This is a genomic window from Streptomyces sp. NPDC005574 (assembly GCF_040605435.1).
GTDB lineage: Bacteria > Actinomycetota > Actinomycetes > Streptomycetales > Streptomycetaceae > Streptomyces.
The window spans coordinates 36,648-57,894 of sequence record NZ_JBEXCW010000045.1 but is presented as its reverse complement, the minus strand read 5'-3'; the positions used below and the strand labels follow the sequence as shown (position 1 = coordinate 57,894).

Sequence of the window (21,247 nt, the reverse complement as noted above, 5' to 3'; positions counted from 1 at the left end):
CGCGGTGTCGGATCACCACCAGTGCAACAGTCGCCGGTGACGGCCGCAACGGATTAACACCCGGCCGCGACCGTCCGCGTGCGCATTCGACATGCGGCGAAACGGGCGGGCGTCTGCCGCTCGCGACGGCTCCGGGGCGCGTACACCCGGCGCCCGCGGGCGCCCGCGCGCCTCCCGCCTGCTCATCACGCCCGCAACCGGTGCGAGCCGGGGCTCGTCGTGCTCACCACCGGCGCCCGCCGCCTCACCCGCGCCCCCAGCGTGCTCACCGCGCCGGCAGGCGGTGCAGTTCCACCTCCGTCAGGCCGCCCGCCGCCACGGTCGCCGTCAGGTAGGTGCAGTGGGGCTGGCGGCGGCGGTCGGTCGGGGAGCCGGGATTGAGCAGGCGCAGGCCGGTGGCGGTGGTGCTGTCCCAGGGGATGTGGCTGTGTCCGAAGACCAGGACGTCCAGGTCGGGGAAGCGGGCGGCGCAGCGCGCCTCCCGGCCCTGCGCGGCGCCCGTCTCGTGCACCACGCCGAGGCGCAGGCCGCCGAGCTCCGCGTACGCCACCTCGGGAAGCCGGGCCCGCAGCTCCTGGCCGTCGTTGTTGCCGTACACGGCGACGAGCCGGCGGCTGCGGCTCTCCAGCAGATCGAGGGTGGCGGTGTCGACCCAGTCCCCGGCGTGGACCACGACGTCGGCGCGCGGAAGTTCGTCGAGCAGCTGCCGGGGCAGCACCTTGGCGCGTTTGGGGAGGTGGGTGTCGGAGACCAGAAGGAGGCGCACGCCACCAGCGTAAGAGGGACCTCTTACCCTGGTCGGCACAACCTTCGTGTCACGGTGGCCGTCTCCGTCGGTGGGTGCGCAAGGGACAACCCGCCCGATGGGGATAATATCTGGCCACCCACAGCAGTCGTACGCCCACGGCAAGCAACCCACGGAAGCCCGGAGCCACATGCCGGTCAAGGTCAGCGTCATCGTTCCCGTCTACAACCCGGGGACATACATCGAGGACTGCGTCTCCTCGCTGCTGAGGCAGTCACTCCCTCCCGACGAGTACGAAGTGATCTTCGTCGACGACGGCTCGACCGACGGCTCACCCGCCCGGCTGGACGCCCTCGCCGCCGAGAACTCCCGGGTGACGGTCGTCCACCAGGAGCCCTCGGGCTGGTCGGGCAAGCCCCGCAACGTCGGCATCGCCGCCGCCGTGGGCGAGTACGTCATGTTCGTCGACAACGACGACTACCTCGGCGACGAGGCTCTCGAACGCATGTACGACTACGCGATCGCCAACGGCGCCGACGTGGTCGTGGGCAAGATGGCCGGCCGGGGCCGCCCGGTGCCCGTGGAGCTCTTCCGCCACAACCACCCCCGCGCCACCGTCGAGAACGCGCCGCTCATCGACAGTCTCACCCCGCACAAGATGTTCCGCCGGGAGTTCCTGGACAAGATCGAGCTGCGCTTCCCCGAGGGCAGGCGGCGGCTGGAGGACCACGTCTTCGTCACGGAGGCGTATCTGCGCGCCGACTGCGTCTCGGTGCTCAGCGACTACGTCTGCTACTACCACGTCAAGCGGGACGACGCCGGCAACGCCGGCTTCCAGCGCTTCGACCCGGTCGGCTACTTCAAGAACCTCCGCGAGGCCCTGGACGTCGTCGAGCGCTACACGGACCCGGGCCCGCTGCGCGACCGGCTCTTCCGGCGCTGGCTGCGCAACGAGATGGTGGAGCGGATGCGCGGCAGGCGCCTGCTCGCCCTGCCCGACGACGGCTACCGCAGGCAGCTGTTCGAGGAGATCCGCGGGGTGGTCGTGGAGCGCTTCGGGCCCGGCGTCGCGGCCGGCCTGCCGCCGGCCCAGCGGGTCGTCGCCGGACTGATCGCCGCTGACCGCTTCGACGACCTGGTCGCCTTCGCGGGCTGGGAGGCCGGCATCGCGCCCACCGCCGCGCCGCTGGACGTGCGCTGGCAGGGAGACACCCTGCGCATCGGTCTCACCGCCGAGTACGCCTCCGGCGGCGAGCCGATGACCTTCCCGGCCGCCGGTGGCGCCGGCCGGCCGGCGGCCCCGCCCGAGGACGCCGCCGCGGCGACCGCCTGGGTGGAGGCCGACAGCGCGGCCGCGTTCGACAAGGCCACCGTCGACCTGCTGCTGCGGGAGCGCTCCAGCGCGGCGCAGTACTTCCAGCCCGTGGAGTTCACCCGGGAGACCGTCGCGGCTGCCGCGGACGAAGAAGGCCGCGTCCGGCTCGTGCTGCACGCGACCGCCACCGTCGACCCCGCCACCGCGGCCGGCGGCGCCCCTCTGGGCGGCGGCCTGTGGGACGTCTTCATCCGCGTCAAGCTGGGCGCCTGGACCAAGGAGTGCCGGCTGGGACCGGTCCCGGAAGCGGGACGGACGGCTGCGGCGCCCGGCGTCGTCGGCCGCCGCGTGGTCCTGCCGTACTGGACGAAACCCGCCGGCAACCTCGCCCTGGACGTCGACCGGGCGACCAAGCGGCTCGGCCTGACGCAGCTCGCCGCCGCCGACGTCACGGTGTCCGACGGCCTGCTGCGCGCCCCCCTGCCGCTGTACGTCCCCGGTGACACCGAGGTGGTGCTGCGCCTCACCGCGGGTTCGGTCATCGACGTGCCCGCCACGCTGCGCCCCGTCCCCGAGGGGTCCGGGTCGGTCCTGGAGGCCGCCCTGCCCGCCGCCGACGTGCGGGGCTCCGCCTGGCGGGTCCAGCTCGGCCCGGCCCCCGGCGCCGACGAGCCGCGCTTCCTCGCGCTGCCGCTGGTCCTGCGGGCGCGGGCCGGACGCATCCTGGCGCGGCGGGCCACCCCGGCGGGGCTCGTACGGCGGCTGGCGCGCAGGGCGCGGCGCGCCCTCGGCGCGCTGCTGGGCAGGCAGACATCCGGATTCACCGCACGGAAGGCATGACGGAGTGCGATCACTGGGGATCAGCGGGGCCTGGGTACTGGAACCCAAGGTGTTCCCGGACGAGCGGGGCAGCTTCCACGAGTGGTTCCGCGGGGAGGAGTTCCGCGAGGCCACCGGGTACGACCTGGACCTCGCGCAGGCCAACTGCTCGGTGTCCCGCCGGGGCGTCCTGCGCGGGGTGCACTTCGCCGACACCCCGCCCGGCCAGGCCAAGTACGTCACCTGTGTGCGGGGCGCCGTCCTCGACGTGGTGGTGGACCTGCGGGTGGGCTCACCCACCTTCGGTCAGTGGGAGGCCGTCCGGCTCGACGACGACAGCCGGCACGCGGTGTTCATCGCGGAGGGTCTCGGGCACGCCTTCATGGCGCTGACCGACGACGCGACGGTGGTGTACCTGTGCTCCACCGGGTACGCGCCGGGCCGCGAGCACGGGGTGAACCCCCTGGACCCGCAGCTCGCGCTCCCCTGGCCCGAGAACATCGAGCCCGTGCTGTCGCCGAAGGACGCCGAGGCGCCCTCACTGGCCGAGGCGGAGCGGTCCGGACTACTTCCGTCGTACGAGACCTGCTCCGCCCACTACGAGCGGCTGCGCGCCGGACGGCTCAGCGGCTGACGCTCAGCTGCTCCAGCGAACGGCGCAGCGGCTCCCAGCCGCGGGACCGCTTGGTCCCGCGGTTGCGGGCCCGCACGAGCGGCGCCCAGAACCCGGCCGCCAGCAACTGCTCCGGCTTCACGGCCGACGCCCGCTCCAGGACCGTCTCCGGCACCTTCTGCGGGTCGGGGACCTCGTACTCCGCGATGATCTCGTCGTACTTGTCCTTGAGGACGGTGTTGGTGGGGTCGGCACCGAAGATCACCAGCTGGCCGGTGGGCGCCGTGTCGACCAGGACCGTCACCAGGTCGGGGCGGTACCGGTTGAGGATCTCGATGACCTTGTAGACGTCACCGGTCCAGGCGTTGGTGTGCCGGTCCCGGGCCGCCTCGTCCACACTGCGCGGCAGCATGTCGTCGAAGACGATGACGCTGGCCCAGTCGGAGTGCTTCTCGATGTTGATGAAGTCCCGCAGCGCGTACTCGAACAGGTGCATGCCGTCGATGAACGACAGGTCGAGCGTGGTGCGGCGCCAGTAGGCGAGGGGGCCGCGGCCCCGCGCGAGGTTGCGCAGCGGGTGACGGCCGCCCCTGAGGTGGGCCAGCGGGTTCTCGCGGGCGAAGAAGTCGTCGCTGGTGGCCTTGGCCAGGTGGACGTCGCAACGGATCTCCGTGACCACCTTGAAGGCGGGGTCGACGGCGACGCTGGGTACCCGCGACAGCGTCAGGCTCCGGCCGTCGTTGACGCCGATCTCCAGGTAGTTGCGGTTCGCGCTGGCCTTGTGGAGCCCCCGAAGGAACTCATGACGTTTCACTGGGAAATCTCCTTGCGGATGAGAGGCAGTGCTTCCTGCAGGGCGGCCCGCCAGTCCCGCGGCGGTGCCAGGTCGATCTCACGCCAGCGGTCGTGACCGAGGACGCTGTACGCGGGACGTGGTGCCGGCCGGGCGAAGGCCGCGCTGTCGGTGGGGCGCACCCGCTCGGGGTCCGCGCCGACGAGACGGAACACCTCCTGGGCGAGGTCGCGCCAGGTGGCCTCGCCGGAGCCGGTGGCGTGGAAGACGCCGAGCGCGCGCTCGTCCTTGCCGAGCCGGGCGCCGAGGTCGGCGATCCGGTCGGCGACGTCGGCGCTCCAGGTCGGCTGTCCGCGCTGGTCGTCGACCACGTCGAGGGTGTCCCGGCGGGTCTCCAGGTCGAGCATCGTGCGCACGAAGTTCCCGCCGTGAACGCCGTAGAGCCAGGCCGTGCGCACCACGGCGCTCGCGCCGGGCAGCTCCTCCAGGACGGCCCGCTCACCCGCCAGCTTGGTGCGGCCGTACGCGGTGCGCGGGGCGGTGGGGTGGTCCTCCGGGTAGGGGGTGGCGCGGGCCTCGCCGGAGAAGACGTAGTCGGTGGAGACGTGCACGAGTCGCGCGCCGTGGGCGGCGCACGCGCGGGCGAGCAGGCGGGGGCCCTCGCCGTTGATCAGCAGGGCCCGCTGCTCGTCCTGCTCGGCGTCGTCGACGGCCGTGTAGGCGGCGCAGTTGACCACCACGTCGGGGCGGTGCTCGGCGAAGGCGGCGGTGACGCTGTCCGGCAGGGTGATGTCGAGGGCGGCGCGGTCGGCCGCGGCGACCTGCTCACCGCGCCGCAGCAGCTCCTCGACCATGTCCCGGCCGAGCATCCCGCCCGCGCCGGTGACGAGCCATTTCATGCACGCTCCCCGCTGACACGCCGCTTCAGGGGCTCCCACCAGGCGCGGTTGTCGCGGTACCAGGCGACGGTGTCCGCGAGGCCGGTGCGGAAGTCGTGGCGCGGCTCGTAGCCCAGCTCTTCGTGGGCCTTGGACCAGTCCACGGAGTAGCGCAGGTCGTGGCCCTTGCGGTCCTCGACGTGCTCCACCCGGTCCCAGTCCGCTCCGCACGCCTCCAGGAGCAGGCCGGTGAGTTCGCGGTTGCTCAGCTCGGTGCCGCCGCCGATGTTGTACACCTCGCCGGCCCGGCCCCCGGTCCGGACGAGGTCGATGCCGTGGCAGTGGTCCTCGACGTGCAGCCAGTCGCGGACGTTGAGGCCCTCGCCGTACAGCGGGACCTTCTTGCCGTCGAGGAGGTTGGTGACGAACAGCGGCACGACCTTCTCGGGGAACTGGTGTGGGCCGTAGTTGTTGGAGCAGCGGGTCACCCGGACGTCGAGGCCGTGGGTGCGGTGGTAGGCCAGGGCGAGCAGGTCGGAGGACGCCTTGGAGGCGGAGTACGGGGAGTTGGGCTGGAGCGGGTGCGTCTCCGGCCACGACCCGGTCTCGATGGAGCCGTAGACCTCGTCGGTGGAGACGTGCACGAAGGTGCCGACGCCGTAGCGCAGGGCCGCGTCCAGCAGGGTCTGGGTGCCCAGGACGTTCGTGCGGACGAAGTCGGCGGCGCCGGTGATCGAGCGGTCCACGTGGGACTCCGCCGCGAAGTGCACGACCTGGTCCGCCTCGGCCGTCAGCTTGTCGACGAGCTCGGCGTCGCAGATGTCACCCTGCACGAACTCCAGCCGGGGATGGTCGAGTTCGAGGTTGTCCAGGGTGCCCGCGTAGGTGAGCTTGTCGAGCACGGTGATGCGCGGCGCGTCCGGCTGATCGGCGGCGAGCAGTGCGCGGACGTAGGCCGAGCCGATGAACCCGGCGGCGCCGGTGACGAGGAGGTTCATGTGTGGATCTGCACCTTGCTGTGGTCTCCGAGTACGAAGCGGTGGGCGCTGGGCACGCTGGGCGCCGGGGTCACCTCGACGTGCCGGCCGATCAGTGAGGACTCGATCCGGCCCACCCCGTGGATCGAGGAGTCACGCAGCACGATGGAGAACTCCACCTCGCTGTCGGTGATACGGCAGTTCTCCGCGACGGAGGTGAACGGGCCGACGTAGGAGTCGCTGACCAGGGTTCCGGCGCCGATGACGACGGGGCCGACGATGCGTGAGCGCACGATGCGGGCGCCCTCCTCCACCACGACGCGGCCGATGGTCTCGGAGGCCTCGTCCACCTCGCCGTCGACGCGCGGCTCCAGGGTCTCGAGGACGGTCCGGTTGACCTCGAGCATGTCGACGACGTTCCCGGTGTCCTTCCAGTAGCCCTTGATGACCGTCGAGCGGACGTCCGCGTCGACGTCGATCAGGTGCTGGATGGCGTGGGTGATCTCCAGCTCGCCCCGCCAGGACGGCTCGATGGCGAGGACCGCGTCGTGGATGGCGGGCGTGAACAGGTACACCCCGACCAGGGCCAGGTCGCTCTTGGGGTGTTCGGGTTTCTCCTCCAGGGAGACGACCTGCCCGCTCTCGTCGAGTTCGGCGACGCCGAAGGAGCGGGGGTCGGGCACGCGGGTGAGCAGGATCTGGGCGTCGGGCCGGTTGGTGCGGAACTCGTCGACCAGCCCCGAGATGCCGCCGACGATGAAGTTGTCGCCGAGGTACATCACGAAGTCGTCGTCGCCCAGCCAGTCGCGGGCGATGAGCACCGCGTGGGCGAGGCCCAGGGGCTTCTCCTGGGGGATGTAGGTGATCCGCAGGCCGAACTTCGACCCGTCGCCCACCGCTTCCTCGATCTCGGCGGCGGTGTCTCCGACGACCACCCCGACCTCGGTGATACCGGCCGCGGCGATCGACTCCAGACCGTAGAAAAGAACGGCTTTGTTGGCCACGGGCACGAGCTGTTTGGCCGAGGTGTGAGTGATCGGCCGCAGTCGTGTACCGGCGCCTCCGGACAGCACGAGAGCCTTCATCTGCGTCACCTTAGCCCGTATCCGGCGGAACGGGGGGTTCACATGAACAGCTCAAACGACAAAGGACGGTGAGAACCGTCGGAGGCGGCCGGGCGCGGCCGGGGCGCGGCCGGCCTGCGGGCCGGTCAGTCCTCACCCCGCACGATGTTCCATTCGGGGTTGGTGTGCGCGGTGGGCGGGACGCTCTCGTCCTCGACGGCCGGCAGGCAGGTCCGCATGGCGGCCTGCTCGCGCAGGCGGCGGGCCCTGGACCAGCCCGTCTCGGCTCGGCGGGCGACGGGCTTGTCGGTGATCTGCGAGGTCACGGCACTTCATCTTCCTTCTGCGTCCAGTCCTGCTCCCGGCCCGCACCGGGCCGGGAGCAGCATCTTTGTTCGATCTACGCCGGGTCCCCGGCGTCGCGCCCGTCAAACGCCGGGCGCACGGCTCAGGTGGTGGGCCTGGCCACGCTGATGTCGCCGAGGGCCGACTCGGGATCGCGTTCCATGGCCAGGTCGCCGAGGGCCACGATGCCCACCGGGCGCCCGTCCTCGACCACCGGGAGGCGGCGCACGGCGTGTTCGCGCATCAGCTCGACGGCGTGGTCGAGGTCGTCCTCGGGGGTGACGGTGACCGGGTCGCCGCTGAGCGCGTCGGCCACCGTGGTCCGCTCGGGGTCGCCGCCCTCCGCGAGCGACCGCACCACGAGGTCACGGTCGGTGACCAGGCCGCGCAGCCGGTCGTCGTCGGTGACCAGGACGGCGCCCAGGTCCTGGTCCCGCATGATGCGGGCGACCTCACGGACGGACGCCTGCGGCCGCACGGTCACCGGTGCCGCGGTCATGATGTCGCTGACGTGCTGGGGCATGACGGGTACCTCACCCTTCGGCTCCGGCGGCGACGGTCCTCGCCGCTCGGCCGCCGGGTACCCGCGAACGGGCGTGCGTCATCCGTCCAGCGCAATCTCGCTCCACACCTGCTTGCCGCCGCTGACGGGCACCGTCCCCCACACCGCCGACATGGCCTCGACGAGCAGGATGCCGCGACCGCCCGTGGCCTCCCAGCCGATGCTGGTCGGTTTGACGGGGGTGCGGGGCGAGGAGTCGGTGACGGCGACGCGCAGCCGCTGGTTGACGAGGGTGAGGTCCAGGCGGACCTGGCCGTCGGTGTGCACGAGGGCGTTGGTGACGAGCTCGGAGACCACGAGCAGCACGGGGTCCATGGCCTCGCCCGGCACGCCCCAGGTGCGCAGGGTGCGGCGGCTGAAGCGGCGCGCGTGCCGGACCGCCTCGGGGACCCGCCACACCGTCCAGCCCTCGCGCAGCGGACGGCTGGCCATGCCGTCGTAGCGCATCAGCAGCAGGGCGACGTCGTCGCTGCGGCGGGCGTTGCCAAGCAGGACGTCGGCGACGAGGCCGAGGTGGCCGGGGTCGGAGCCGGCCAGGCCGTGCGCGAAGCGGTCCATGCCCTCGTCGATGTCGGCCTCGTGGGTCTCGACCAGTCCGTCGGTGGTCAGCGCGAGGACGGTGCCGGGCTGGAGCCGCAGCGGACTCATCGGGAAGTCGGCGCGCAGCACCACGCCCAGCGGCGGGCCGCTTTCCGCCTCGGGGATCTCCGTTACGCCGTCCGGGTGACGCAGCACCGGCGGCAGGTGTCCGGCGCGCACGTACCAGGCGGAGCCCTCCTCCATGTCGACGTCGACGTAGCAGCAGGTGGCGAAGAGGTCGGTCTCCATGTCCATGAGCAGACGGTTGGCGTGCGAGACCACGACGTCCGGCGGGTGGCCCTCGACGGCGTACGCGCGCAGCGCCGTGCGCATCTGGCCCATCAGGGTGGCGGCGCCCGCGCTGTGGCCCTGGACGTCACCGATGACGAGGGCCACGTGGTTGTCCGGCAGCGGGATCACGTCGTACCAGTCGCCGCCGAGTTCCAGTCCGGCCGTGCTCGGCAGGTAGCGGGCGACGGCGACCGCGCCGGGCAGCTTGGGCAGCCGGCGGGGCAGCAGCTGGCGCTGGAGCATGCCGACCAGCTCGTGCTCGGCGTCGAAGGCGTGGGCGCGCATCAGGGCCTGCCCGGCGAGGCCGGCGGAGGCGGTGAGCAGGGCGCGTTCGTCGGGGCCGAAGTCGTGGGGGCTGTCCCAGCCGATCAGACAGGCGCCCGCCATGTGACCGGCGGCGGCCAGCGGCAGCACGGCCAGTCCGCCGGGGCCGACCTCCGCGAGGGCGGGTTCCAGGGCGGTGCCCGCGGGCCAGATCTGGGCGCGGCCCTCGCGCAGGGCGGCGCCCAGGGTCGGCATGGCGCGCACGGGCGCGTCGGGCCACTCGCCGCGCCACTCCAGCCGCCACAGCTCCGGCCACGCCTCGGGCTCGGGCGGATCGAGGACGGTGACGACGAGTCGCTCGTTCTCCAGCTCGGCCAGGGCGATCCGGTCGGCCTGGAGCGGCTCGCGCAGGGCGGAGACGACGGCCTGGCTGACGTCCCGGACGGTCCCGGCGGTCGCCAGGGCCGCGGCCAGCCGCTGGACGCGGGTCACGTCGGTGACGTCGGAGCGCAGGGTGGAGGCGTCGGTGACGGTGCCCACCAGCCGGGCCGGGTGGCCCTCGCCGCCGGACACCAGGCGGCCGCGCAGCCGCAGCCACTTGGGCGGTCCGGCGGGCTGGAGGATGCGGAACTCCAGCTCCCGGTCGCCGATGGACATGTGGTCGGCCTCGACCACGGACATCAGCGAGGGCAGGTCCTCCGGCACGGTACGGCCCAGCAGGGTCTCCACCTTGCCGTCGAACTCCGGCCGGCCGAGCCCGAACAGGTCGAGGATGTTCTCGCCGACCTCGACCCGGCCGGTGTCCATGGCGAGGCTGAAGGCGTTGGAGCGCAGCTGCTCGCCCTCCGCGGCCGCTGCCGTGGGAGGGCAGACGACGGCGGCGGCGATCAGGGCCAGGCAGGCGCGCTCCTCGTCGTCGAAGCCGCCGGGGTCCTCTCCGACGGCGAGCAGACAGGCCCGGTCGCGGTCCGCGAAGGCGGGCAGCACCGCCAGGTGGAAGTCCCGCGCGGGGGAACGGCGGGAGTCGGCGCAGGCGGCGAGCTCCTCGGGGTCCCGCCACACCGGACGGCCGGTGCGCTGCGCCTCCGCCACCGGGGAGTGGCCTGCCGTGGGGTAGCTGTCGCGCAGCCCGTACACGGTGCGCGGCACCCCGGCGGACTCGACGAGGCCGAGCTGCCCGCCGTCCTCGCCGGGCGCGTAGACCGCGGCGAACGTCGCCCCGGCGAAGACGAGCGCCTGTTCCAGCACGCGACGCAGCCGCTGGGGTGAGTCGGGACCGTCCGACAGCGATCTGAGGGCAACTTCGGCTCGCAGCGTTCTCTTTCTGCGTCCGGTAGCGCCCTCACTGACCACGTTCGCCATTACAGCGCGTATCGGGCACCCGCGCAGCCCCTGTGACCGTTCCGTGGAGCGCCCCGGGTGCGCCGGGGGTGCGAGAGGGGCGCGGACGCTCGAAACCATTCGAACAGTTGTTGACGCGTGCGTTCCGCACGGTGAGCTCGTGACAGCCGTGACTGTCCGTGGCCGGTGCCCGGCTGGGAGTCTCGGTGCCGGGCCCGAGAGGGGGACGCATGGACAAGCGCTACGAGGTGTACGCGCTCGCCGACAGACACTTCTACGAGACACCGGACCGCCTGTCGGCGGACGGCCGGGACGCCGCGCCGCTGTACGCTACGGCCCGGCGCGAGGTCCCCGAGGGGTGGGCCTCGGCCCGGGTCGGGGACTGGCTGACGCTGACCCCGCTCGGCCCGGACGGGACGGCCGAGGCCGGTCCGGCCCAGGGCTGGAAGATCCACGCCTCGGCCACCCGGCAGGACGCCGAGAAGATCGCCGGCATCGTGTGGGACTACTGCGTGCCGCGCCGCATCCCCTTCAAGTTCGTGCCGGGCCCGCATCTGCTGCACCTGCGCAACACCAAGTACGCGGCCCGGGACGGCAGCGGCAAGTTCGTCACCGTCTACCCGGCGGACGAGGAACAGCTGCACGTCGTACTGCGCGAGCTGGGCGGGCTGCTGGAGGGCTTCGAGGGGCCGTACATCCTCACCGACCTGCGCTGGAACCAGGGCCCGCTCTACGTCCGGTACGGCGCCTTCGCGCGGATGTTCGTCGTCGACGAGCGGGGATCGCTGGTGCCGGCGGTCCGGGACGGCGCGGGACAGCTGGTGCCGGACCGGCGGGCTCCGTCGTTCCAGGTGCCGGAGTGGGTGACACTGCCCGCCTTCCTCCGGCCGCAGCTGGAGGCCCGCAACACCACCACCGTCGGCGAACTGCCGTACCGCATCGAGAAGGCGCTGCACTTCTCCAACGGCGGCGGGGTCTACGCGGGCACCGACACCCGCGACGGGCGCCGGGTGGTGCTGAAGGAGGGCCGGCCGCACGCCGGCCTCGCCTCGGACGGCGCGGACGCCATCGCCCGGCTGGAGCGCGAGAAGCAGGCCCTGGAGCAGGTCGCGGGCACGGGGGTGGTGCCCGAGGTGCGGGACTGGTTCACCCTCGGCGACCACCGCTTCCTGGTGATGGACTTCCTGGAGGGGCGGCCCCTCAACGCGTTCTTCGCCGAGCGGCATCCGCTGCTCGCCACGGACCCCGATCCCGAGGCCGTCGCCGACTACGCCGCCTGGGCGGTGCGCATCCACCGGGCGGTGGAGCGGGCGGTGGAGGCGGTGCACGCGCGCGGGATCGTCTTCAACGACCTGCACGTCTTCAACATCATGGTGGCCCCGGACGAGGAGTCGGTGTACCTGGTCGACTTCGAGGCGGCCGCCCCCGTCTCCGAACAGGGCCGCCAGGTCGTCGCCCATCCCGGGTTCTTCGCCCCGCCCGACCGCCGGGGCATCGACGTCGACCGCTACGCACTGGCCTGTCTCAGACTCGCCCTGTTCCTGCCGGTCACCACGCTGTTCGTGGTCGACCGCGGCAAGGCCGCCCACCTGGCGGACGTCATCCACGAAGAATTCCCGGGCGTACCGCGGGACTTCCTCGACGAGGCGGTCGCGGAGATCACCCGGGACGTCGCCGTCGGCACCCGGCCGCCCTCGCCGCCCTCGCCGCCCTCGTTCGTCGAGCCCGGCGACTGGCCCTACAGCCGCGACTCCATGGTCAAGGCCATCCTCGCGTCGGCCACCCCCGAGCGCGACGACCGGCTCTTCCCCGGGGACATCGCCCAGTTCTCCGACGGCGGCGGCCTCGGCCTGGCGCACGGCGCGGCCGGTGTGCTGCACGCGCTCGCCGAGACCGGCGGCGAGCGGTACGAGGAGGGCGAACGCTGGCTCCTCGCCCGCACCGCCCCGCCGCCCGTGGGCACCCCGCTCGGCCTCTACGACGGTCTCGCGGGCGTCGCCCACGTCCTGGACCGGCTCGGACACCGGCAGCGGGCCCTCGACCTGGTCGAGGCGATCCTCAGGGAACGCTGGCAGAACCTGTCGTCCGACCTGCACGGCGGGCTCGCCGGCCTGGGCCTGGTCCTGGGCCAACTGGCGCGCACCACCGGTGAGCGGGAACTGGGCGAGCGGGCCGCCGAGGCCGCACACCTCCTCGTCCGCCGGCTCGCCGAACCGCGCCCGGCCACGCCACGCCCGCGAGCCGGTCTGATGCGGGGCGCGACCGGGCCGGCGCTGTTCCTGCTGCGGCAGTACGAGGCGACCGGCGAGCCCGAACTCCTGGCGGCGGCCGGCCTGGCGCTGCGCCGGGACCTGGAGGGCTGCGTGTACCGCGAGGACGGCGCGCTGGAGGTCGACGAGGGCTGGCGGACCCTGCCCTATCTCGGCGACGGCAGCGTGGGAGTCGGCCTGGTCCTCGACGACTACCTCGCTCACGCCCAGGGCGACAGCGGGGAGTTCCAGCGGGCCCGCGCCGGCGCCCTGACCGCCGCCGGCTCCCGCTTCTACGCGCAGCCCGGGCTCTTCCAGGGCCGCGCCGGGATGATCCTGCACCTGGCCCGGACCACCGCGCCCGGCGCCACCGCGGACCGGCTGGCGCGCCAGGTCGCCGGCCTCGGCTGGTTCGCCATGTCCTACCAGGGCCAACTGGCCTTCCCCGGGCACCAGATGATGCGTCTGTCGATGGACCTGGGCACCGGAACGGCAGGGTGCCTGCTCGCGCTCGGCGCGGCCCTCGACCCGGGCAGTACCGCTCACCTGCCGTTCCTGCCGCCGCTCGGGCGGCCCACACCACGCGGCTCCGCGCACTGACGGAGTCGTGACCAGACCCCGTCCCCACGGGTGAACAACACACATCACACGGAAAACCACACGGAAGGAAGTAACAGACATGGCCCTTCTCGACCTGCAGACGATGGAGTCCGACGAGCACACCGGAGGCGGCAACAGCACGGTGAGCCTGCTCTCCTGCATCAGCGCGGCGAGCGTTCTGCTCTGTCTCTGACGGAGGCCGCGCCACCCGGGGCCCCGGGCGGTCCGCTCCCGCGAGGGAGGGGCCGCCCGGGGTCCTTCGCCCACCCCGTCACCTCCTCGATCCCGGATGCGAGGGCCGAGCCGTATGACGACCCGTGCGCCCAGTCCGGCGCTGCTGGGCCCCGCCACCCGCCACAGCGGCGGCCGCTGCCTGGTGCTGTTCCTGCTGAGCATCGCGGCGACCGGCACCGGTCTGCTGCTGCCGGCCGCGCTCGGCCGCACCCTGGACCTCCTGCTGGCCCGGGACCCGGCCACCCGCTGGGTTTTGTACTGCGCCTCGCTCGTCCTGCTGCTCGCCCTGTTCGACGCCTGCGAGACCGTGCTCGGCGCCACCGTCGACGCCCGCACCACCGCGTGGCTGCGGCGCCGGCTCACCGGACACGTACTGGCCGTGGGCCCGCGCGCGGCCGCCCGCTTCGGGCCGGGCGACCTCGTGGCGCGGCTCGTCGGCAACGCCGCCCAGGCCGGCACCGCGCCGACCGCCCGCGCCGCTCTGCTGGCCGCGCTCGCCGGGCCCCTCGGGGCGACGGTCGCGCTCGCTTTGATCGATCCGTGGCTGGCGGCCGTGTTCCTCGCCGGCGCCCCCGTCCTCACGCTGCTGCTGCGCGCCTTCGCCCGCGACACCTCGCGCTGCGTGGCGAGCTACCAGCGGGCCCAGGGGCTGATCGCGGGCGCGCTGGCCGAGGCCGTCGACGGCCATCGCACCATCGCCGCGGCCGGTACGGCCGACCGGGAGACGGCGCGTGTCCTGCGGCCGTTGCCGGACCTGTCCCGCGCGGGCCGCGAGATGTGGCGGGTGCAGGGCCGGGCCGCGGGCCAGGCCGTCGCCGTCGCACCGCTGCTCCAGCTCGGTGTCGTGGCCGTGGCCGGGGTCCTGCTCACCCGGCACCGGCTGTCCGTGGGCGAGGTGCTGGCGGCCTCCCGCTACGCGGTCCTCGCGAGCGGTGTCGGCATGCTGGTCGGCCGGCTCGCCGCGCTGGCCCGCGCCCGGGCGGCGGCCACCCGCCTCGACGAGGTCCTGGCGGAACCGGCCCCCGCGCACGGGGAGCGCCGGCTGCCGGCCGGTCCCGGGCGGCTGGAACTGCGCGGGGTGGGCGTCCGGCGCGGCGGGCGCACCGTGCTCGACGGCGTCGACCTGGTCGTCCCCGGCGGGACGGCGCTCGCGGTGGTCGGCCGCTCCGGCACGGGCAAGTCGCTGCTGGCCGCGGTCGCCGGCCGCCTCACCGACCCGGACGCCGGGGAGGTGCTGCTGGACGGCGTCCCGCTGCCCGCGCTGGCCCGCGACGAGCTGCGGCGGGCGGTCGGGTACGCCTTCGAACGCCCCGCCCTGCTGGGCGCCACCATCGCCGACACGATCGGGCTCGGCCCCGCGCCCCCCTCCCCCGCCCGGGTCCGGGAGGCGGCCCGCACCGCCCGCGCGGACGACTTCGTACGCCGGCTGCCCGAGGGCTACGCCACCGCCTGCGCCGACGCCCCGTGCTCCGGCGGCGAGGCCCAACGCCTCGGCCTGGCACGGGCGTTCACCCACGGCGGCCGTCTGCTGATCCTCGATGACGCCCTCTCCAGCCTCGACACGGTCACCGAGGCGCACATCACCGACGCCCTGATGAGCGGCGGCTCCGGCACCACCCGCCTGCTGGTCGCCCACCGCGCGACGACAGCGGCCCGCGCCGACCTGGTGGCCTGGCTGGACGCGGGCCGGCTCCGAGCGGTGGCCCCCCACGCCCACCTGTGGCACGACCCGGCGTACCGGGCGGCGTTCGGCTCCGAACCCCTCGCCCCCGCCCCACCCACCGACACCGGCCGGGAACACGCACCGGCCGAGCACGGCGGCGGTGCCCTCGTGGCAGGCGGGGAGGCGGCCGGGGACGCGTCCCTCGACCCCGCCCCACCCACCGACACCGGCCCGGAACACGCACCGGCCGAACACGGCGGCGGTGCCCTCGTGGCAGGCGGGGAGGCGGCCGGGTCCCGGTCGGCCGAGGGCACGCCGGACGGAGAACGAGCCGCCGGCGCGGCGGTCCGGAACAGGACGACCGCTGACCAGAGGGACCGGGATCGGGCGGCCCGGGAACGCGCGGCCCGGGATCGGGCGGTCGCCGCCCCGGCACCCGAGAACGACGCCGCCACGCGACGGGCAGCCGATGACCCGGCGGCCCGCCACGCCCCGGCGACCGATGGCGACGCCGCCACGCGACTGGCCGTCGCCGAACCCGCCGTCCGGGATGAGGCAGTCCCGGATCGGGCCGTCCCGAATGGCTCACTCGCCGCCCCGGCACCCGAGGACGACGCCGCCCCACGACAGGCAGCCCATGACCCGGCAGGCCACGCCCCGGCAACCGCCGGCGACGCCACCCGGGGACAGGCCGTCGCCGAACCCGCCGTCCAGGAACGGGCGGCCCGAGAACGCACTGCCCCGGACCGGACGGTCCCCGCCCCGGCAACCGCCGGCGACGCCCCACGACGGGCAGCCGATGACCCGGCGGGACGCCAAGCCCCCGCAACCGACGGCGAGGCCCCCCGGGGACAGGCCGTCGGGGGGCCGGTGTGACGGGCGGGGTGTGGAGGCGTGGGTGGGGGTTTCTTCGGGAGCGGTGGGCGGTCGTGGTGCGGCTGGCCGGCTGGTCGGTGCTGGAGACCGGGCAGACGTTCCTCCTCGGCTACGCCCCCGCCCGCGCCCTCGACGACGGCTTCCTGCGGGGGCGTGCGGGGGTCGGCCTCGGCTGGCTCGGGGTGGCGGCCCTCGGCGTCGTCATCGGGGCGTACGGCACCGCACGCGTGTACGCGGCCGTCGCCGCGCTCGTCGAACCGCTCCGGGACCGGCTGGTCACACGCGTGGTGGAGCGCGGGGTACGGGAGGCGGACCGGGGCGCTCTCTCGGGCCTCACCCAGCAGGTGGAGATCGCCCGGGACACCTTCGCGGGGCTGGTGATGGTCTCCCGGTCGTTCGTGTTCACCGCGGTCGGCGCCCTGGTCGGGCTGTTCTCGCTCGACCCGCTGCTGCTGCTCGTGGTCGGTCCGCCGCTGCTCGCCGGCGTCGGCCTGTTCGCGGTGACCCTGCGACCGCTGGCCCGTCGGCAGGAGTCCTTCCTCCGGGCCGACGAGGCCCTGGCCGACCGGTTGGGCGTCGTCGGCCCGGGACTGCGGGACATCACGGCGGCGGGCGCGGAGCGGCGGATCGCCGCCGACACCGGGATCCTGGTGGACGCGGAGCTGCGGACCGCCCGTTCCCTCGCCCGCTTCGGCGCACTGCGCGTGGCCGCCCTCGCGCTCGGCGGGGAGCTGCCGATCGTGCTGCTGCTCGCCACCGCGCCCTGGCTCCTCGACCGCGGCGTCACGGCGGGCGCCCTGGTCGGTGCCCTCGCCTACGTCACGCAGTCCCTGCTGCCGGCGCTGAACAACCTGGTCCACGGCCTGGGCACGAGCGGCTCCCGCCTCGCGGTGGTCCTCCGACGGCTGGTACCGGACCGGCCCGGTCACGGGCCGGAGGTCCCCGCGCCCCAGTCGGAGCGCCCGGCGCCCCATGGCCCCGACGACCCTGACGACTGCGACCACCTCGACGGCCCGGACGACCCGGACGATTCCGACTCCGACTCCGACTCCGACAGCACCGAAAGCCCTCCGCCCACCGCCGCGCCCCCGCGGCACCGCACCTCACCCGACCGCACCGGCGAGCGCGCCCCCGCCCTCTCCCTGCGCTCCGTCACCTTCGCCTACGGGCCCGCCGCCGCCCCCGTGATCCAGGAGCTGGACCTCGTGCTGCCGGCCGGAGCCCATCTGGCCGTGGTCGGTCCGAGCGGTATCGGCAAGTCGACACTGACGGCCCTGGCGGCGGGAGTGCTCCGGCCGCGCCACGGGACGATCCGGGTGTGCGGGTGGCCGGTACCCGGTGTGCGGGCGGCCGCCCGCCGGGTGCTCATCCCGCAGGAGGCGTACGTGTTCACCGGCACCCTCGCCGAGAACCTCGGCCACCTGCGGCCCGAGCCGGTGCCGGAGACGGAACTGCTCGCCGCGGCCGACGCGGTCGGACTCACCCCGCTGCTCGAACGGCTCGGCGGCCCTCGGGCCCGGGTCGAGCCGGCCGCGCTGTCCGCCGGCGAGCGGCAGCTGGTCGCGCTGACCCGGGCCTATCTGTCATACGCCCCCCTGGTGCTGCTGGACGAGGCGACCTGCCATCTGGACCCGCGGGCGGAGCAGCGCGCGGAGGACGCGTTCGCGCGCCGGCCCGGGGGCACTCTGCTGGTGGTCGCGCACCGGATCAGCTCGGCCCGCCGGGCCGGCCGGGTGCTGGTGATGGACGGCCGGGACACGTCGTACGGGACGCACGACGAGCTCGTGCGGTGCTCGGCGCTCTACCGCGACCTGGTCGGCGGCTGGACGCCCGGGCCCGCCGGGCCGTCAGAGCCAGCCCTCCCCCTGCGATATCCGGATCGCGTCGATGCGGTTGCGGGCCCCGGTCTTACGGGTGATGGCGGCCATGTAGTTGCGCACGGTCCCGTGGGACAGGTGCAGGTTGCCGGCGATCTCCGCGACGGAGGCACCCTCGGCCGCGAGGGTTAGCACGCTCAGCTCGCGCCGGGTCAGCGGCATCTCGGCGGCCTTGAGGAAGCCGAAGCCCAGCGAGTCGTCAACGAAACGTTTCCCCTTGGCGACGTCACGGATGCCCTTCACCAGATGTTCCGGTGAGCCCCCCTTGTCGACGTAGCCGAGGGCGCCCGCCTCCAGCGCCCGTTTCAGTAGGCCCGGCCGGTTCGCGTCGGCAAGCACCAGCAGCCTCGGCCTGGCCGGCCCCGGACCGCGGGCGAACAGCTCGCCGAGCGGCGGGATGCCGTACGCCTCCTCGCACTCCAGGTCGGCCGCGCAGACGTCCGGCCGGAGGGACCGCACGCCGGTCGAAGCGCTGCGCCACGGAGTGTCGTACACCCCCAGGTCCGGTTCGCGGCGTAACCACTCCGCCAGGACCGATCTCACAAGACACGCGTCGTGCACCAGAAGCACCCGGATCACTGCCGCCCCTTCAGCTTGCCCACCGGTTCTCGGTCATCAACCAGTGCCCAGTTGTAGAGGACCGTGACCGCTCACGGGCGCGAAGTTCCGGCCAACGGGGAGCGCGGGGGCGCACTCACGGCGCCCGTACCGCTCGGCGCGCATCCGGCGAGGAGGAATGAGCGGGGCCCGCCTGGGTATGCCGGCCGCCCTCCCGCGCCCCGGGGATCTCCGGGTCCGGGGGCCGCCGGCGCGGCTCCCACCGTGCGCGACGGGCCGCCAGGAGGCAGATTTGTTCCCGGGACCCGTAGCGCGACAGCGGTGTCGGTGGCTTCCGGAGCGCCGAACCCCGTGCCGAGGGAGGTGGTCGGCGTGTCCGACGGACAACCGTCCGCGCAGCCACCGGCGACCGCCCGGACGCGGGTGGGCCGGCCGCTGCTGTCCCTCGCCCTGGCGTCGATGATGGAGGAGGTCGACGCGCACTCGGGCGCGGTGTACCTGATGGCGGCCGACGAGCCCGTGCTGGAGATGGCGGTCATGGCCGGGATGCCCCGGGCGTTCGCCGCGCCCTGGGAGCGGGTGGGCCTCAACACGCCGATCCCGGTGGCCGAGTCGGTGCGCGAACGGCGCCTGGTGTGGGTCGGCGGCGAGGAGGACATGGCCGCCAACTATCCCCGGATCGCCGTGGTGCTGCCGTACCCCTTCGCCCTGGCCGCGCTGCCGGTGGCGACCGAGTCCACCGTGTACGGCGCGATCTTCGTGACCTGGCCGGGTTCGCATCCCCCCGCACTGTCCGGCCGGGAGCGCGACCACCTGACGGCGGCCTGCGGCCGGCTCGCGGCCCGGCTGGAGCGTGCCATCGCGGAGAACAACCCGCTGCACCCCGAGCCGGATCTGCTCGCCGGGTCGCCGCTCACGGGTGCGGCCGGCGCGCTCGGCACTCTGGAGGCGGCCCGGATGGTTGCGCGGCTGCCGTACGGACTGTGCTCACTCGATCTGCACGGCCGGGTCAGCTTCGCCAACCCCGCGGCGGCCGAACTGATCGGCGTACCGGTGAGCCAGTTGCTCGGCGCCCAGTTGTGGGCTTCGGTGCCCTGGCTCAACGACCCGGTGTACGAGGACCGTTACCGGGCCGCGCTGCTCAGCCAGGACACCACCTCGTTCGTGGCGCTGCGGCCGCCCGGCGAGTGGCTGTCGTTCCGTATGTATCCGAGCAGGACCGGGCTGAGTGTGCGCATCAGCCGGGCGCGGGCCGTGACGGAGATGATCCGGGGCGGGCCCGAGCCGGGTGACGCGCCGTCCCGGCTGGTCACCATCTCCCAGGTGCTGTCGCTGGCCGGTGCGCTGACCGAGGCGGTGGGCGTGCAGGACGTGGTGCAGCTCGTCGCCGACGAGATCGCCCCGGCCGTCGGCAGTCAGGCGCTGGTCGTCCTCGGCTCCCGGTCGGGCCGGCTGCATGTGCTGGGCCACCGGGGCTATCGGGACGCGCAGCACATCGTGCGCCGGTTCGACGGGCTGCCGCTGGCGGAGCAGACGCCCGGCACGCAGGTCCTGAAGTCGGGGCTCCCCGCGTTCTTCGAGTCCCGGCAGCAACTGGAACGCCTCTACCCGACCCGGTACGCGGTACCGGACGGCTTCGCGGCCTGGGCCTACCTGCCGCTGATCGCCTCCGGACGCCCCGTGGGCACCTGCCTGCTCGCCTACGCCGACAGGCACCCCTTCCCCGCGGACGAGCGGGCCGTGCTCACCAGCCTCGGCGGCCTGATCGCGCAGGCCCTGGAACGGGCACAGCTCTACGACGCCAAGCACCAGCTGGCCCACGGGCTGCAGGAGGCCCTGCTCCCGCACTCCCTGCCACCGCTGCCCGGCATCGACGCGGCCGCCCGCTATCTCCCGGCGACCCAGGGCATGGACATCGGCGGCGACTTCTACGACCTGGTGCCGACGGGAGGCGTGGCGGCCGCGGTGATCGGCGACGTGCAGGGCCACAACGTGACGGCGGCGGGGATGATGGGGCAGATCCGTACCGCCGTCCGCGCGTACACGACCGTCGGTCAGCCACCCGAGGAGGTCATGCGCAGCACCAACCGGCTCCTCATCGACCTCGGCTCCGACCTGTTCGCCAGTTGCCTGTACCTGCGGCTGGATCCGGCGCGCGGACGGGCCGTGATGTCCCGTGCGGGTCACCCGCCCCCGCTGCTGAGACGGCCGGACGGCCGGGTGCGGGTGCTCGACCTCGCCGGCGGTCCGCTGCTCGGCATCGACGGCTCGGCGACCTATCCGACGACGGAGGTCGATCTCGCGCCCGGCTCGGTGCTCGTCCTCTACACCGACGGGCTGATCGAGACGCCGGGGGTGGATCTGGAGGACGCGCTCGCCGATCTGGGGCAGCGGCTCGACGAGGCCGGCGAGTGGCCGCTGGACGACCTGGCAGACCATCTCGTCCGGCACGGCGCGGCCACCCGGGAACGGCTCGACGACGTCGCGCTGCTGCTGCTCAGGGCGCGGGGCGGGGACTGAGGGGTGTCGGTGCCTCCCCCGACGCACAGCGGTCCGGCCCTCCCGCCGGAGGGCCGGACCGATCCACCGCCGGCCGGACCGCGG

General features: G+C 74.0%; 14 protein-coding genes and 2 pseudogenes. 7 read left to right on the top strand and 9 right to left on the bottom strand.

Annotation, left to right across the window (positions count from 1 at the left end; all coding sequences use genetic code 11):
• Window positions 1-265: 265 nt before the first annotated feature.
• Window positions 266-766 (bottom strand): metallophosphoesterase, encoded by a 501-nt coding sequence (locus ABZT03_RS25925; protein ID WP_356043165.1) that lies wholly within the window; start codon window positions 764-766, stop codon window positions 266-268.
• 169 nt (window positions 767-935) lie between these two features.
• Here ABZT03_RS25925 and ABZT03_RS25920 point away from each other — a divergent pair, with 169 nt between their 5' ends.
• Both ABZT03_RS25920 and rfbC read left to right on the top strand, forming a co-directional pair.
• On the top strand, window positions 936-2,900 hold the full coding sequence (locus tag ABZT03_RS25920) for a glycosyltransferase family 2 protein (RefSeq protein WP_356043162.1): 1,965 nt from the start codon (window positions 936-938) through the stop codon (window positions 2,898-2,900).
• A 4-nt stretch (window positions 2,901-2,904) separates the two neighbouring features.
• Complete coding sequence (gene rfbC, locus ABZT03_RS25915; RefSeq protein ID WP_356043159.1) at window positions 2,905-3,513, top strand: dTDP-4-dehydrorhamnose 3,5-epimerase; 609 nt, start codon at window positions 2,905-2,907, stop codon at window positions 3,511-3,513.
• On the opposite strand, the gene ABZT03_RS25910 is transcribed toward rfbC, so the two are convergent.
• The 7 genes from ABZT03_RS25910 to ABZT03_RS25880 all read right to left on the bottom strand — a co-directional run bounded on the left by ABZT03_RS25910 (window position 3,503) and on the right by ABZT03_RS25880 (window position 10,607).
• The gene (locus ABZT03_RS25910) at window positions 3,503-4,306 is read right to left on the bottom strand and encodes a class I SAM-dependent methyltransferase (protein ID WP_356043156.1); all 804 of its coding nucleotides are present in this window, start codon (window positions 4,304-4,306) and stop codon (window positions 3,503-3,505) included. The genes rfbC and ABZT03_RS25910 overlap by 11 nt on opposite strands.
• The gene (rfbD, locus tag ABZT03_RS25905; RefSeq protein ID WP_356043154.1) at window positions 4,303-5,184 is read right to left on the bottom strand and encodes a dTDP-4-dehydrorhamnose reductase; all 882 of its coding nucleotides are present in this window, start codon (window positions 5,182-5,184) and stop codon (window positions 4,303-4,305) included. Before rfbD ends, ABZT03_RS25910 begins: the two co-directional genes overlap by 4 nt.
• Window positions 5,181-6,161, bottom strand: a complete 981-nt coding sequence (gene rfbB, locus ABZT03_RS25900; RefSeq protein WP_356043152.1) for a dTDP-glucose 4,6-dehydratase — start codon at window positions 6,159-6,161, stop codon at window positions 5,181-5,183. The genes rfbD and rfbB overlap by 4 nt, the downstream gene beginning before the upstream one ends.
• Window positions 6,158-7,225, bottom strand: a complete 1,068-nt coding sequence (locus ABZT03_RS25895; protein ID WP_356043150.1) for a glucose-1-phosphate thymidylyltransferase — start codon at window positions 7,223-7,225, stop codon at window positions 6,158-6,160. Before ABZT03_RS25895 ends, rfbB begins: the two co-directional genes overlap by 4 nt.
• A gap of 125 nt (window positions 7,226-7,350) precedes the next feature.
• Window positions 7,351-7,530 carry a hypothetical protein gene (locus ABZT03_RS25890; RefSeq protein ID WP_356043148.1) on the bottom strand — a complete coding sequence of 60 codons (180 nt, stop codon included), beginning with the start codon at window positions 7,528-7,530 and terminating at the stop codon, window positions 7,351-7,353.
• Between the two features lie 122 nt (window positions 7,531-7,652).
• Window positions 7,653-8,072 (bottom strand): CBS domain-containing protein, encoded by a 420-nt coding sequence (locus ABZT03_RS25885; RefSeq protein WP_356043146.1) that lies wholly within the window; start codon window positions 8,070-8,072, stop codon window positions 7,653-7,655.
• 78 nt (window positions 8,073-8,150) lie between these two features.
• Window positions 8,151-10,607 (bottom strand): SpoIIE family protein phosphatase, encoded by a 2,457-nt coding sequence (locus ABZT03_RS25880; protein WP_356043144.1) that lies wholly within the window; start codon window positions 10,605-10,607, stop codon window positions 8,151-8,153.
• Between the two features lie 209 nt (window positions 10,608-10,816).
• On the opposite strand from ABZT03_RS25880, the gene lanKC reads away from it, so the two are divergent.
• The 4 genes and pseudogenes from lanKC to ABZT03_RS25860 form a co-directional block, all read left to right on the top strand.
• Window positions 10,817-13,435: a class III lanthionine synthetase LanKC gene (lanKC, locus tag ABZT03_RS25875; RefSeq protein WP_356043142.1), complete on the top strand. Its 2,619-nt coding sequence runs from the start codon at window positions 10,817-10,819 to the stop codon at window positions 13,433-13,435.
• Window positions 13,436-13,514: 79 nt separating this feature from the next.
• Window positions 13,515-13,628, top strand: coding sequence for a SapB/AmfS family lanthipeptide (locus ABZT03_RS25870; RefSeq protein ID WP_101402521.1), 114 nt, complete (start codon window positions 13,515-13,517; stop codon window positions 13,626-13,628).
• Between the two features lie 114 nt (window positions 13,629-13,742).
• Window positions 13,743-15,422, top strand: a pseudogene (locus tag ABZT03_RS25865) (ABC transporter ATP-binding protein); the annotation flags it as partial.
• Between the two features lie 1,166 nt (window positions 15,423-16,588).
• A pseudogene (locus ABZT03_RS25860) lies at window positions 16,589-17,815 on the top strand (ABC transporter ATP-binding protein/permease); the annotation flags it as partial.
• A gap of 240 nt (window positions 17,816-18,055) precedes the next feature.
• Here ABZT03_RS25860 and ABZT03_RS25855 read toward each other — a convergent pair.
• Window positions 18,056-18,664 carry a response regulator transcription factor gene (locus tag ABZT03_RS25855; RefSeq protein ID WP_356043137.1) on the bottom strand — a complete coding sequence of 203 codons (609 nt, stop codon included), beginning with the start codon at window positions 18,662-18,664 and terminating at the stop codon, window positions 18,056-18,058.
• A gap of 342 nt (window positions 18,665-19,006) precedes the next feature.
• On the opposite strand from ABZT03_RS25855, the gene ABZT03_RS25850 reads away from it, so the two are divergent.
• The gene (locus ABZT03_RS25850) at window positions 19,007-21,163 is read left to right on the top strand and encodes a SpoIIE family protein phosphatase (protein WP_356043191.1); all 2,157 of its coding nucleotides are present in this window, start codon (window positions 19,007-19,009) and stop codon (window positions 21,161-21,163) included.
• Window positions 21,164-21,247 lie beyond the last annotated feature (84 nt).